This is a genomic window from Vibrio sp. QJM3NY_26 (assembly GCF_057786005.1).
In genome coordinates this window covers 2,361,811-2,376,508 of the sequence record NZ_CM173515.1, presented here as the reverse complement: position 1 = coordinate 2,376,508, position 14,698 = coordinate 2,361,811, and the positions used below count along the sequence as shown (strand labels likewise).

The 14,698-nt window shown below is 44.4% G+C and carries 10 protein-coding genes; 5 read left to right on the top strand and 5 right to left on the bottom strand.

Annotated features, from left to right (window positions below):
- Positions 1 to 26: 26 nt before the first annotated feature.
- Positions 27 to 866, top strand: coding sequence for a fatty acid metabolism transcriptional regulator FadR (fadR, locus tag AC3CH4_RS10390; protein WP_017084025.1), 840 nt, complete (start codon positions 27 to 29; stop codon positions 864 to 866).
- Positions 867 to 1,008: 142 nt separating this feature from the next.
- Here the strand turns inward: fadR and AC3CH4_RS10385 are convergent, their stop codons facing one another.
- Together AC3CH4_RS10385 and metG are read right to left on the bottom strand one after the other, a co-directional pair.
- Complete coding sequence (locus tag AC3CH4_RS10385; protein WP_017084024.1) at positions 1,009 to 1,488, bottom strand: YehS family protein; 480 nt, start codon at positions 1,486 to 1,488, stop codon at positions 1,009 to 1,011.
- A gap of 221 nt (positions 1,489 to 1,709) precedes the next feature.
- Positions 1,710 to 3,770: a methionine--tRNA ligase gene (gene metG / locus AC3CH4_RS10380; protein WP_488542925.1), complete on the bottom strand. Its 2,061-nt coding sequence runs from the start codon at positions 3,768 to 3,770 to the stop codon at positions 1,710 to 1,712.
- Positions 3,771 to 3,928: 158 nt separating this feature from the next.
- On the opposite strand from metG, the gene apbC reads away from it, so the two are divergent.
- From apbC to AC3CH4_RS10365, 3 genes are all read left to right on the top strand, one after another.
- Positions 3,929 to 5,005, top strand: a complete 1,077-nt coding sequence (gene apbC / locus AC3CH4_RS10375; RefSeq protein WP_065204935.1) for an iron-sulfur cluster carrier protein ApbC — start codon at positions 3,929 to 3,931, stop codon at positions 5,003 to 5,005.
- Positions 5,006 to 5,263: 258 nt separating this feature from the next.
- Positions 5,264 to 5,905, top strand: coding sequence for a uridine kinase (gene udk / locus AC3CH4_RS10370; RefSeq protein WP_004734002.1), 642 nt, complete (start codon positions 5,264 to 5,266; stop codon positions 5,903 to 5,905).
- Positions 5,906 to 6,011: 106 nt separating this feature from the next.
- Entirely contained in the window at positions 6,012 to 8,138 is a 2,127-nt protein-coding gene (locus AC3CH4_RS10365) for an AsmA family protein (RefSeq protein WP_488542924.1), read from the top strand.
- Between the two features lie 234 nt (positions 8,139 to 8,372).
- Here AC3CH4_RS10365 and cobO read toward each other — a convergent pair whose 3' ends face one another.
- Positions 8,373 to 8,978: a cob(I)yrinic acid a,c-diamide adenosyltransferase gene (cobO, locus tag AC3CH4_RS10360; RefSeq protein WP_029224603.1), complete on the bottom strand. Its 606-nt coding sequence runs from the start codon at positions 8,976 to 8,978 to the stop codon at positions 8,373 to 8,375.
- Between the two features lie 84 nt (positions 8,979 to 9,062).
- On the opposite strand from cobO, the gene AC3CH4_RS10355 reads away from it, so the two are divergent.
- Positions 9,063 to 9,512 (top strand): low molecular weight protein-tyrosine-phosphatase, encoded by a 450-nt coding sequence (locus tag AC3CH4_RS10355; RefSeq protein ID WP_065204933.1) that lies wholly within the window; start codon positions 9,063 to 9,065, stop codon positions 9,510 to 9,512.
- A gap of 111 nt (positions 9,513 to 9,623) precedes the next feature.
- On the opposite strand, the gene AC3CH4_RS10350 is transcribed toward AC3CH4_RS10355, so the two are convergent.
- Entirely contained in the window at positions 9,624 to 11,171 is a 1,548-nt protein-coding gene (locus AC3CH4_RS10350) for a SulP family inorganic anion transporter (RefSeq protein WP_004733998.1), read from the bottom strand.
- A 258-nt stretch (positions 11,172 to 11,429) separates the two neighbouring features.
- Positions 11,430 to 14,612, bottom strand: coding sequence for a ribonuclease E (gene rne / locus AC3CH4_RS10345; RefSeq protein WP_479274015.1), 3,183 nt, complete (start codon positions 14,610 to 14,612; stop codon positions 11,430 to 11,432).
- Positions 14,613 to 14,698 lie beyond the last annotated feature (86 nt).

Below are 14,698 nucleotides of genomic sequence, written 5' to 3'. Positions count from 1 at the left end.
AATAATTAAATTGGATTGAAGTGTAGATGGTCATTAAGGCTAAAAGCCCGGCAGGATTTGCAGAAAAGTATATCATTGAAAGTATTTGGAATGGCCGTTTCGCTCCAGGTTCTATCTTGCCCGCAGAGCGTGAGCTTTCTGAGCTGATTGGTGTTACACGTACTACGCTTCGTGAAGTACTTCAGCGTCTTGCTCGTGATGGTTGGTTGACAATCCAACACGGTAAGCCAACTAAAGTTAACCAGTTTATGGAAACGTCAGGTCTTCATATTCTTGATACATTAATGACTTTGGATGTTGATAACGCAAGCAAAATGGTAGAAGACTTACTTGCTGCACGCACCAATATCAGCCCTATTTTTATGCGTTATGCATTTAAAGCAAATAAAGAAGCTTCTGAGCGTACGATTACTAATGTGATCGAATCCTGTGAAGCTTTACTTGCGGCACCGACATGGGATGAATTCCTAGAGTCTTCCCCGTACGCTGACAAGATCAAACAATCAGTGAAAGAAGACGCAGAAAAAGATGAAACGAAGCGTCAAACGATCTTAGTTGCTAAAACGTTTAACTTCTACGATTACATGCTTTTCCAACGTTTAGCATTCCATTCAGGTAACCAAATTTATGGTCTGATCTTCAACGGTGTTCGTAAATTGTACGACCGTGTTGGCAGCTACTACTTCTCTAACCCAGAAGCTCGTCGCTTAGCTATGGAGTTCTACAAAGACTTATTTGTTATTTGTGAAAGTGGTGAGCGTGAAAACTTGCCACTTGTGATTCGTAACTACGGTATCGCAAGCGCCCAGATTTGGAACGAGATGAAAACAACGTTACCAACAAACTTTACTGAAGACGACAGCTAAGTCTTTTCATTAAAGTCCTGTTAGGTTGGTTTACTTATTAAGTAAACGACGTAAAGAAAACGAAAAAGCGGCGAGATAATCAAATTATCTCGCCGCTTTTTATTTATCGATAGTTGGTGAAAACTTATCAATAGGCAGTAACTTACCCTGCAAACTCTTCTGAATCTGGACGGTTAGTAAATTGCACGCCATTTAGAAAATCGCAAAGTAGTTGGTCTTCACATACTTTGTAGTTCTTGTTCTCTGGCTTACGGAAGTAGGCACCAATCTCGTACTTACTTAGGCTGATGCCTACCACTTCTAATATATCTAATACATCTTCTGCTTTCATGTTCAACGCAATACGCAGCTTCATGAAAATCATGTTGTTAGTCAGAGCAACTTCAGGTTTAGGCTGAACACCCTCTTTTTTGCCACGCTTAAGGTTGATAAAACCATTTAGAAATACCGCTAACTCTTTATCTTTCATCGTAGAGCATGACTTGTCGTTGTCTTCTTTTAGCCAGTTGATCACTTGGTCATGAGCAACGGTCACATCAGCTTGCTCGATAGCTTTAATGATCTGTGCATTTTTAAGGTTTAGCGCGTGTTGAATACGACGCAAGATTTCGTTGTTAGTCACTGGGAATTCCTAAAAAGGGTTTGGAGAGTAAAGAGGTGTTGGTTAGCCCGTTATCGTCGACAAACCAATTTCTACTCTACATAGCATAGTTGACGGCGACTCTAACAGAGAACGCTTATTTTCGGTAGATATAAAAAATCCCCAATGCTTATTAACTCATTCAAGTTAAAAGTGCATTAGGGATTTCGTTATGAGTGCTTATTATCTGACTGAAGCCAGAATTACATTACACGCATACCAGGTTGAGCACCTTCGTGTGGCTCAAGGATCCACAGGTCGCTGCCACCAGGGCCCGCGGCTAGGATCATGCCTTCAGACATACCAAACTTCATCTTACGAGGTTTTAGGTTTGCAACCATTACGGTTAGCTTGCCTTCTAGCTCTTCAGGTTTGTATGCTGACTTGATGCCAGAGAATACTTGGCGAGTTTCACCACCGATGTCCAGTTGGAACTTCAGTAGTTTGTTCGCTTTTGGTACTTCTTCACATGAGATAATACGAGCAATACGCATATCGACTGCTGCAAAGGCATCGAACTCAATTTCGTCTGCGATTGGCTCTTTGTCTAGCTCAGTTTGGCTTGCTTGCTCTTTTTCAGCTTCTGCTTTTTCTTTCGCAGCTGCTTCTGCGGCTGCATCTTCTTTAGAAGACTCGATCATTGCTTCCACTTTCTTCGGATCAATACGGCTAAACAGCGCTTTGAACTTAGTGATTTCGTGATTAGTTAGCGGTGTAGCAATAGCTTCCCAAGTTAGCTCTTCGTTTAGGAAAGCCTCAGTGCGCGCCGCAAGCTCTGGCATAACGGGTTTCAGGTAAGCCATTAGCACGCGGAATAGGTTAATACCGACAGAAGAAACTTCTTGAAGCTCTTTCTCTTTGCCTTCTTCTTTCGCAAGAACCCAAGGTGCTTTTTCGTCAATGTACTGGTTAGCTTTATCTGCTAGTGCAGTAATTTCACGGATAGCGCGGCTGAACTCACGAGTTTCGTATAGCTGACCGATACGCTCAGCAGCAGCAACGAATTCGTTGTATAGCTCAGGTTCTGCAAATTCAGCAGCAAGTTTGCCTTCAAAACGTTTCGTGATGAAGCCAGCGTTACGAGACGCTAGGTTAACAATCTTGTTTACGACGTCAGCGTTTACACGTTGAGTGAAGTCTTCAAGGTTAAGGTCAAGGTCATCAATACGGCTGTTTAGTTTCGCTGCGTAGTAGTAGCGTAGACATTCAGGGTCTAGGTGGTTTAAGTACGTGCTTGCTTTGATGAATGTGCCTTTCGACTTAGACATCTTCGCACCGTTCACCGTTACGTAGCCGTGTACGAATACGTTGTTTGGCTTACGGAAACCAGCGCCTTCTAGCATTGCAGGCCAAAATAGGCTGTGGAAGTAAACGATGTCTTTACCGATGAAGTGGTAAAGCTCAGTTGTGCTGTCTTTCTTCCAGTATTCGTCAAAGTTTAGATCGTCACGCTTGTCACATAGGTTCTTGAAAGAAGCCATGTAGCCAACAGGAGCGTCTAGCCATACGTAGAAGAATTTGTTTTTCTCGCCTGGGATTTCGAAGCCGAAGTAAGGTGCATCACGTGAGATATCCCACTGTTGCAGACCAGACTCGAACCATTCCTGCATTTTGTTTGCAGTTTCATTCTGTAGAGAGCCAGAACGAGTCCACTCTTTAAGCATGCTTTCGAACTGAGGTAGGTCGAAGAAGAAGTGCTCAGAATCTTTCATTACTGGAGTTGCGCCAGAAACCGCTGATTTAGGGTTAATTAGCTCAGTTGGGCTGTATGTCTCACCACAGTTATCACAGTTATCACCATACTGGTCTTCTGACTTACACTTAGGGCAAGTACCTTTTACGAAGCGGTCTGGTAGGAACATCTCTTTCTCAGGATCGAAAAGCTGAGAAATAGTACGGCTAGAAATGAAGCCGTTCTTTTTAAGTTCTAGATAGATGTGAGAAGCCAGTTCGCGGTTTTCTTCGCTATGTGTGCTGTGGTAGTTATCAAAGCTGATATCAAAGCCAGCGAAGTCTTTTTGGTGCTCTTCACTAACAGCAGCGATCATCTCTTCTGGCGTGATACCCATCTGTTGAGCTTTAAGCATAATTGGCGTGCCGTGAGCATCGTCAGCACAGATGAAGTTTACAGTGTTGCCACGTAGACGCTGGTATCGAACCCAGATATCAGCTTGGATATGCTCAAGCATATGGCCAAGGTGAATAGAGCCGTTAGCGTACGGAAGCGCACAAGTTACCAAAAGTTGTCTTGGATCAGTTGCCATACTTAATAATTCGCTTTTTTGATAGGTATAAATTTTGAGAGGTAATACTACTTTATAACGTGTGATACGCCAAGGTATCAGACAAAGGATTCCCTTAGTTTTTTAGGGGTTCAGTCTTCATCTCGTGGGTGATAGCATAAATAAAAAAAGGAGCCCCAATGCGTAACTTTACTTCTAAGCAAGATTTCTGTTCATGGTTGAATGAGTTCGAGTCACCAATCCTCATCCCAGAGTGGGCGCTACACCAAAATATTGTATCGGTTGATCCTCGTGGGTCATTTGTCATTACCTTGCCTTTTGCAGCTAATCAGCTCGCGGTTGAACTGGAACAGTGGATCCACTCCCAGATTGAACAACAGCTTGTCAGCACTTTTCAGTTTGAAGTAAAAGTGAAGCCGTCTGCGCTAGAAACTACAGTCGCAACACCATTGAAAGGCGTTAAGAACATTATCGCCGTGACGTCGGCAAAGGGTGGGGTGGGTAAATCGACAACTTCAGTAAACCTTGCGCTTGCGTTATCTAAATCAGGTTCAAAAGTGGGCTTGTTGGATGCGGATATCTATGGTCCATCTGTGCCTATGATGCTCGGTCAGTTGGATGCCAAGCCAGAAGTACAGAACAACAAATGGATGATGCCAATCGAGGCGCATGGCATTTTCACTCATTCTATTGGCTATCTTGTGTCGAAAGATGATGCTGCAATCTGGCGTGGCCCAATGGCAGCGAAGGCTTTAGGTCAGCTTGTTAACGAAACCGTATGGCCTGATTTAGATTACCTTGTTATCGACATGCCACCGGGCACGGGTGATATTCAGCTAACGTTGTCGCAACAGATCCCAGTAACGGGCGCGGTAGTGGTGACGACACCTCAAGATTTGGCTTTAGCCGATGCACGTAAAGGTGTGGCGATGTTCGATAAAGTGAGCGTGCCAGTTGCAGGCTTAGTGGAAAACATGAGCTACCATATTTGTAGTCATTGTGGCGAAAAAGAGCATATCTTCGGTGCTGGTGGTGCAGAAGCCATGTCGGAAGAGTTCTTCCTCGATATTTTGGCGCAAATTCCACTGCATATTGATGTACGAGAAGACATCGACGCGGGTTGCCCAACGGTTATACGCCGCCCGGACAGCGAACACACTCGTCATTACCTAGAATTGGCTGAAAATGTGGCTGCGAAAATGTTCTGGACGGGAAAAGCGAGACCGGAAGCGATCAACTTTTCTATGGTTGATTAGAGTAGATAAGTCTTAAGGTCGTATAAATAATGTTTGGGTGAGATAAATACCTTTTGTATTTGGCTAAAGAGCCGTTGGGTTTGTGCAAATAGTTGTACGCCAGTTATTCTAAAGCAAACGATTGTATTCATTTAATGTATAGATAACATCAATTTGACTGCAATTAGCTAGAATGGCTACTAGAATCTATGTTGTTTAGCCCCTATAATCAGGCGGTTTATCTCTTCCCACCACCAAACCATATCGGGTGCAAAATTAATGTCTGATAATAATCAATGTGTCATCGTAGGTATCGCTGGCGCTTCAGCATCAGGAAAAAGTCTGATTGCTAGTACAATTTATAATGAGTTGCGCGAGAAAGTAGGCGACCATCAAATTGGTGTTATCACGGAAGATTGCTACTACAGCGACCAAAGCCACTTGAGTATGGAAGAGCGTGTTAAAACTAACTACGATCACCCAAATGCACTGGATCATGATCTATTATGTGAACACCTACAGCAGCTAATGAGTGGCAATGCGGTAGAAGTTCCTGAATACAGCTACACAGAACACACACGTACTTCTGAAACGACTACACTTACACCTAAGAAAGTGATCATTTTAGAAGGTATTCTGCTTCTAACAGACCCGCGTCTTCGTAAACTAATGCACGCAAGCGTGTTTATGGATACACCGTTAGACATCTGTCTACTACGCCGTGTTAAGCGTGATGTAGAAGAGCGTGGTCGTACAATGGACACGGTACTTAAGCAATATCAAGAAACAGTACGTCCAATGTTCATGCAGTTTATCGAGCCTTCAAAACAACATGCAGACATCATCGTTCCTCGTGGTGGTAAAAACCGTATTGCGATTGACGTGCTAAAAGCGCACATTGCGAAGTTGTTGAAGTCTTAATCGAATAAAATTTTGCCTAAGTGACTCACTTAGCTTTATTTTTTACCGAATCAGTGGCACTTTTATAGTGCCACTTTCTTTTGGAATCTAAGCAAGGAATATGCGGATGAAGAAACTACTCATTTTCATAGCTGTACCAGTGTTTGTTGTCGTTGCAGCAATTCTGGCACTAGTGCTGTTAGTGAACCCTAACCAATTTAAGCCATTAATTGTCGAACAAGCCCAAAAACACACAGGCCTAGAGCTCGTGATCGAGGGCGATATCAGCTGGCAATTCTTCCCATCTATTGGCTTCGAACTTGGTCAAACTGAATTACGTAACCCTGAAGGATTCACTCAACCAAACCTGTTTAAGGTTGATACCGTTGGTGTTGATGTTTCGGTTACCCCGCTATTTAGCAACCAACTAGAGATTGGCAACATCACTCTAGACGGTGCAGAATTCTATTTAGAAACGCTTAAAGATGGTCGCAAGAACATTGATGCACTAACGCAAGCATCAGCTCCTCAAGAGTCTGAGCCTGTAGCCGACGCAAGTTCTGAATCAACACCTGCTCCTGAAGATCAAAGCACTGCAGAAGCATCAGGTTGGACGATAAACCTTGCAGGCGTCACTGTCTCAAACGCACTGTTTGAAATGGATGACAAGCAAGCGGGTTCCTTCACCAAGTTATACGATGTGTCTTTGAATCTTTCTGAGTTTGCCGTTGATACATGGACAACCGCGACGTTTGCGGCTTCTGGTGAAAACAACCAACAGAAGTTCTCTGCAAACGGCAGTGCAGAATTCAAATTAGCGGAAGGCTTCGCAAGTTACGCACTGCGTAATATTGACCTAAACGCTAAGTTCAATGATCCAGCAACGTCGATTGAGTCAGCAAAGATTGGTTTGAATACGTTTGAGTTCGATAAGGTAAACCAACTGACTTACGCTGTAATCGGCAATGCGGCTGGCCTTGACCTTGATCTTAAAGGTGGCGGTGAACTTACGGTTGATAGCGCGATTTCAAAAGTAACATTGAACAAATTAACGTTAGACTCAACATTCAAAGGCGACACGCTTCCTCAGTCTCCAATGAAAGTGGATATGCTGTCTGATTTAAGCTTCGATCTTAATAAGAGCCACCTGAGCTTTGTGTTAGAGAAGCTACAAGCTAACGCTATTGCTTTAGACGGTAAAGCAGACGTAACCCTATCTGAAATACCAAAGGTTCGTTTCTCACTTCATAGCCCGAATATCGATTTGGACGAGTTCTTAGGCTTAGGCAATACAACAGAAACAGCGAGCACAGCTCCTTCTGGTTCTGCTGGTGGCTCAACGTCAAACTCTGGTAGTTCAGCTCCTGCTAAAGAAGTGGAACCTGATCTGTCGGCTCTGAAAACGTTAGACGTGAAAGGTGACATCACTATTGATAAGTTCAAGGCGAATAACGCGAAGATGCAGAATGTTAAAACGGCATTTTCGGTTAACCGTGGTATCGCAGAGCTAACCTCATTCACATCGAATCTTTACCAAGGTTCTATTTCTGCGACCGCTAAGCTAGACGCTCGTAAAACACCAGCGACTTACACTGCTAAGAAGAAAATTAGAGGTGTGAAGGTTCAACCGTTACTGGTTGATGTAGCGAATAACGACATGCTGGAAGGCACGGGTAATATCGATGTTAACGTTAAAGGTAAGAGCCTGACGCCAACAGGAATCAAGAAGAACCTAGTCGGTACTATCGTGATTAACTTTGAAGATGGTGCGGTGAATGGCATCAATGTTGCTCAACTGATTCGAGAAAACTACGCTAAGATCAAAGGCGAAAAAGTTGAAAGCACAAATGAAGCTCAAAAAACGGACTTCAGTGCAATGAAAGCGACACTGAAGGTCGACAAAGGTTGGGTTTCAACGAACGACTTATCAGCACAGTCGCCACTGCTACGTGTGACAGGTCAAGGTAAAGCAAACTTCATTAATGAAACGGTCGACTTCCTTGTACGTACATCGATTGTTGGTTCGCTTGAAGGTCAGGGTGGTAAGAACATTGATGACCTGAAAGATGTGACCATCCCAATTAAGGTGACAGGCCAATGGGCTGACCCGAAATTTGCGCTTGTTTTTGATGATGTGTTGAAGCAAAAAGCACAAAAAGAGATCGACCGTGGTGTGAATAAGCTAACGGATAAGATCAAAGACGAGAAGACCAAAGAAGCGGTTGACGGTTTGTTGAAAGGTTTCTTTAACTAATCTTTACCTAACTCGCATATAAAAGAAGCGCCATTCCTGTTGTAGGAGTGGCGCTTTTGTTTGGGTGCTGATTATTATCCGGGCTTAGTAAGCAAAGAGACTCCCTATGAGACTCGTTCCTCGTTCTAGGGAATGACGATCGGTGCTCGTCCTTTATTAAGGGGAGTAACACTGAAGGGTCGTCGTCCTCTAGAGGGAAGAATGACCGAGTCGGGGATCTCTAGTTGAATGCGATTACCAGTCAACGCCTTGAAGCGCTTTCACACCCGATTCGAAAGCGTGTTTCACGTTACGAACTTCAGATACCGTATCCGCCATCTCTGTAAGAGTACGGTGCGCGCCACGGCCAGTAATGATCACAGATTGCATTTTCGGACGGTTATTCAGAGCTTCTACCACTTCATCCAGCTCGATATAGCCATAGCTCACCATGTAAGTCAGCTCATCAAACAGAATCACGTCAATGGACTCATCAGCCAACATACGCTGACATTCTTTCCAGATACGTTGTGCGGCTTCAATATCTTTTGTTTTGTCTTGGGTTTCCCAAGTGAAGCCGGTTCCCATAACTTGGAATTCCACATCCAGTTTTTGAAGAACGTTCTTTTCGCCGTTATCCCAAGTACCTTTGACAAATTGTGCAACGGCACATTTCTTACCATGACCAACCGCACGTGTAATGGTACCAAAACCGGATGTTGATTTTCCTTTACCGTTACCAGTAATAACCAGCAATAAGCCTTTCACTTCTTGTGCTGCAGCCACTCGTGCATCAACTTGTTCTTTTACTTTCTGTTGTCTTGCTTTATGGCGTTGTTCTTTGTTGTCTTCGGTCGACATAACAAATCCTTTTAAGTTGTGATTGCACCTATCATAGCTTAACTTAACGATAGCAAAAACCATCGGAAGAACAGGTGATTACGGATGAAAAAGATACTCGTTGTTTGCATGGGGAATATTTGTCGTTCGCCAACAGGTGAAGCGGTACTTAGAAAGAAAGCCCAACAGATGGATATTGACGTAACGGTCGACTCTGCGGGGACGATTGGCTTTCATCAAGGTAATCCACCAGATTCACGTTCTAAGTCAGCCGGTGAAAAGCGTGGCTACAGCTTTAAAGGTATTACGTCTCGCAAGGTAGTGATGAATGATTTTGATGAGTTTGATTTAATACTAGCCGCAGATAAGGCGAATTTAGATGATTTAACGAATCAGTGTCCAGCCCACCTTCAATACAAACTTGCGCTATTCTTGAGCTTTGGAGAGTCACAATATCAAGAGATACCGGATCCTTATTATGGTGAGGGAAATGGCTTTGAGTTGGTGTTGGATTTAATCGAAGAGTCTAGCGAAGCGATACTGCGTTCAATTTAGTGTAGAGGCTGTGTTCTTGGTTGGGCGATAAAGTATCAAGGTTCATCGATATAAAAAAGGCCGACATCGAATGTCGGCCTTTCTAAATCTAGCTTTAAGCCATGACTAAGCTTACTTAGACATTACTTTGTAGATTGGGTCTTCTGCAACGTTCGCTTCAACTAAGCTACCGGCTTTGTGCAGCATAGCAACACAGTCTTGGCTTAGGTGGCGAAGGTGAAGTGTTTTACCTAGTGCAGCGTAACGGTCAGCAATCGTGTCGATCGCTTCAATTGCAGAGTGGTCTGTTACGCGTGAGTTGGCGAAATCAACGATAACATCTTGTGGATCGTTGTATGCGTCAAACAACTCAAGGAAGTTAGCGGTTGAACCAAAGAAGATTGGGCCGTTAACTTTGTACTCTTTAGAGCCTTCAGCGTTAACTGATTTGTCTGCGTAGATGTGTTTAGCATGTTGCCATGCGAACATTAGTGCCGAAGCAACAACACCCACACCAACAGCGACCGCAAGGTCCGTTAGTACTGTTACCACGGTAACCAGAACGATAACGAAGAAATCTTGCTTAGGAACGCGACGCGCAAGCTTGAAGGTTGCCCATTCAAACGTACCGATAACAACCATGAACATTACGCCCACAAGTGCTGCTAGAGGAATCATTTCAATCAGTGCAGAACCAAACAGGATGAACATCAGTAGTGCAACTGCCGCTACGATACCTGAAAGACGACCACGACCGCCTGAGTTTACGTTGATCATCGATTGACCGATCATCGCACAACCACCCATCGCTCCGAATACAGAACACGTTACGTTAGCCATACCTTGACCAACACATTCACGGTTAGATTGGCCACGAGTGTTTGTCATCTCGTCTAGTACCGTTAGTGTCAGTAGAGACTCGATCAGGCCGATAGCTGCAAGGATAATTGCGTATGGCAGGATGATCTGAAGTGTCTCGAAAGAAAACGGAACTGCAGGAATAGAGAACGTTGGTAGAGAGCCCGCTAGCGTAGCGGCTTCGTCACCAGACATAGTACGCAGGAAGTCAACAACAGTACGAGTTTCAAGATCAAGGCCTACAACCAAAGCCGTTACCGTTACAATAGCAACCAATGAAGATGGTACTGCTGTTGTTAGCTTAGGTAGGAAGTGGATGATACCCATAGTGAGTGCGACTAGGCCTAACATCAGTGTCATTTGGCCGCTTGGTAACCAAGTTAATGCACCCGTTACGTCTGGCGCTTTAAATTGACCAAGCTGAGCTAGGAAGATCACAATTGCCAAACCGTTCACGAAACCAATCATTACTGGGTGTGGAACGATACGGATAAATTTACCTAACTTGAATACACCCGCTGCAATTTGCAGAAGGCCAGCCAGCATAACGGCTGCGAATAGGTATTGAACGCCATGGGTTGCCACTAGGCTCACCATTACAACGGCCATTGCGCCAGTTGCACCAGAAATCATACCTGGACGACCACCGAAAACGGAAGTGATTAAACCTACGATGAATGCTGCGTAAAGACCAACCATTGGGTCAACGCCAGCAACAAAGGCGAATGCTACGGCTTCAGGTACCAGAGCTAGGGCTACTGTAAGACCTGAAAGCACGTCATTCTTTACAGAGTGCTTTGAAAATTGTGGGAATTCGAACATGTTTGCTCAGCTATGCTAAAAATGGATTTACCGACACGAGTGTATTGCGTAGCCAAACAGTGATGGAAAAGAGCGGCAATAGCGAAGTGTCGAAAAGATAAGTGCGCGAATGCTACCCAAAAATGTGACTAAGTTCAAGGTTGAACCTAACTTTGAGTAATATATCTGTTAATTTTTATTCGATTAGTAGATATGAAAAAGGCTGCTTTAATAAGCAGCCTTTGATTCTATTTACTTGTGATTATCTATCAGTAATCGCTAGTAGTTTGGCTTAGTCATACCTGCGCCAGCTTGGTTCGACGCTGCCTGACTACCTGCACCTTTCGGTACAAAACGCTCAGCGCGGAACGGAGCTGCAACAACTTCAATCTCTTTGATCTCTTGTGGACCAGGAGCTTTAGTCATTGGTGAGCCTGCTTGCTTCTTAGCAACCGTTGCTTTTGGTGCAGCTTGAGGAGCTTCTGCTTTTACAACAGGCGCTTCTTCAACTTTTGCACTTTCAGCTTTAGGTGCTTCAGCTTCAACAACTGGTGTTGTCTCTTCTACTGCAACAGCCGCTTCGACTTTCGTCGCTTCTACAATCACTGGAGCTTCAACTTTCTCAGTTTCAACGACTACAGGAGCTTCAGTTACCTGAGCTTCAGAGCGAGTTTCTTCAGCAACAACTGCGTCTTCACGAGAGATGATTACTTTACCCATAGCTAATTCAGGACAAGCAAAACCGCCAGCCATCACTACGTTGCTTTGAGGTGCATTCTCTTGAGCTGTATTTTGCTCTTGAGCTTGAACAGCAACTTGAGTTTCAGTAGCAACTTGAGCTTCAACAGCAACGTCCATTTCCGCCACTTCAGGTTTTGTCTGATTGTGGTGAGGTTTTGGAATGAAGCGAGGCATCACTTTACCCATAGCCATCTCAGGAGAAGCTACACCACCTTTACGTAGGCGGAATGGGTTAGGGCGACGATCACGACCGCGACGACGACGTTGACCACTTGCACGTAGGTGACGTGGAGAACGACGGTTACGACGTTGCTTCGGCTCTTCCTGTTCTGTTTGCTCAGCATTTACTTGAGTTGCTTCTACTTGTTCCGCAACTTTTTGCTCTTGAGCTACAGCTTGTTCGTGATTTGCTGTTTGTGCCTTTTGCTCTTTTGAAGCGTTATCGGCATTGTTGTCAGCTTCTGCTTGAGCTTGTTGGTCTTTAACTCGAACTAGTTTGTTCAGTTTACGACGTTGACGACGCTCTTTAATTTTCACAGCTTTTGCTTCAGGCTTCGCCTTTGGCGCTTCTGGTTTATCAGCTTGAGCTTCTGCCGCTAGCTGTAGACCTTCTTCTGCTAATTTAGATGGTACTTGCTCTTCTTGTTGCTTCTGCTCATCACGTGGCTTATTGCGACGATCTTGCTTAGGCTTACGAGGCTGACGAGTTTGCTGTGGAGCTGCTTCTTTTTGCTCTTCAGGTTTCTCATCACGTACAGGTTTACGACGGCGTTTGTTGTCACGGTTTTCGTTGCGATTGTCACCACGTTCATTACGTTGTTCGCTACGGTCACCACGCTCGTTACGTTGTTCGCCACGGTCACCACGTTGGTTACGACGGCGGTTGTCGTTACGATCACGGCGTTGACGGTTACCGTTGTTGCGATTGTTCTTAGGTTTTTCTTCTTGCTTCTCTTCTTCTTTCTTCTCTTCTTGAGTTGAAGAGCCAAATAAGAAGCTACCGATAGCTTTGAAGAAACGACCAATTAGGCTAGGTTCTTGCGTTGCAGCTGGTTCAACTTTCTTCTCTTCAACAGCTTTAGGTGCTGGAGCAGGAGTAGGTGCTGATTGAGCTGGAGCCGCGAAACCTTTCAGAGCAGGCTCTTCGATCTTCTTAGGACGAATAGTCTGTTCTACTGGTTCTTTGCTTTCTGCTTCTTTTAAAGCTTCTAGCTTGGTAGGCAGCAAGTAAGAGAGTAGATCGAACTCTTCACCTTCACGAACACGGATAACCTCAAAGTGTGGTGTTTCCATGTCAGAGTTAGGAACAACAGTGATCTTAACTTCTTGGTTCTTCTCGATGTGGTTTACTGAGCGACGTTTTTCGTTCAGAAGGTAAGAGGCGATTGGAACAGGCACAACAGCAAGTACTTGTGCTGTGTTGTCTTTCAGAGCTTCTTCTTCAATCAAACGTAGAACAGAAAGTGCTAGAGATTCGTTATCACGAACAACACCAGTACCTGTACAACGAGGACAAATGTGGTGGCTTGCTTCTGCTAGTGATGGGCTCAAACGTTGACGAGACATCTCTAGAAGACCAAAGCGAGAAATACGACCAATCTGAACACGTGCACGATCTAAACGAACGGCATCACGTAGACGGCTTTCAACTTCGCGTTGGTGGCGAACCGGAGTCATATCGATGAAGTCGATAACAACAAGACCACCTAGGTCACGTAGACGTAATTGACGTGCAATTTCATCGGCTGCTTCTAGGTTAGTGTTTAGCGCTGTTTCTTCAATATCGCTGCCCTTTGTTGCACGAGCAGAGTTGATATCGATAGAAGTTAGAGCTTCTGTTGGGTCGATCACGATAGAACCACCAGACGGAAGACGAACTTCACGTTGGAAAGCTGATTCGATCTGGCTTTCAATCTGGTAATGGCTAAATAGTGGCACTTCACCATCGTATTTCTTAACGCGATTCATGAAATCTGGGCGTATTAATTGAATGTGCGCTTGTGCACGTTCAAAAATAGTATTGCTGTCGATTAGAATCTCGCCAATATCACGACGTAGATAGTCACGAATCGCACGAACGATAACGTTACTTTCTTGGTGAATAAGGAAAGGAGCTGCATTTGAATCAGAAGCTTGCTTAATAGCGCCCCAGTGATTCAATAGAACGTTCAAGTCCCACTCTAGCTCTTCTGCACTTTTGCCAACACCTGCTGTACGCACGATTAAGCCCATGCCTTGAGGAAGCTCAAGAGTGCTTAATGCTGCTTTCAGTTGAGTGCGTTCATCACCTTCGATACGACGAGAAATACCGCCAGCACGAGGGTTATTAGGCATAAGAACTAAGTAACTACCAGCCAAAGAGATGAAAGTTGTCAGTGCAGCGCCTTTGCTACCACGTTCTTCTTTCTCAACTTGTACGATTACTTCTTGTCCTTCTCTTAGCACTTCTTTAATGCTAGGACGGCCTTGGTATGTATAACCTTCAGGGAAGTATTCGCGGGCAATTTCTTTAAGAGGGAGGAAACCGTGACGTTCTGCGCCGTAATCAACAAATGCCGCTTCTAGGCTTGGTTCAATACGGGTAATACGTCCTTTGTAGATATTCGCTTTCTTTGACTCGTGACCTGGACTTTCGATATCTAGATCGAACAGTCGCTGGCCATCAACCAAAGCGACACGCAACTCTTCTTTTTGAGTTGCGTTAATTAACATTCTTTTCATTTAGAAATTCTCATTGTCTTTTCTTATTTTCATCATTGGTCTTATCGCTTTATTCGTTTCTCATGGTGCCAGATCCCATGGCTTTA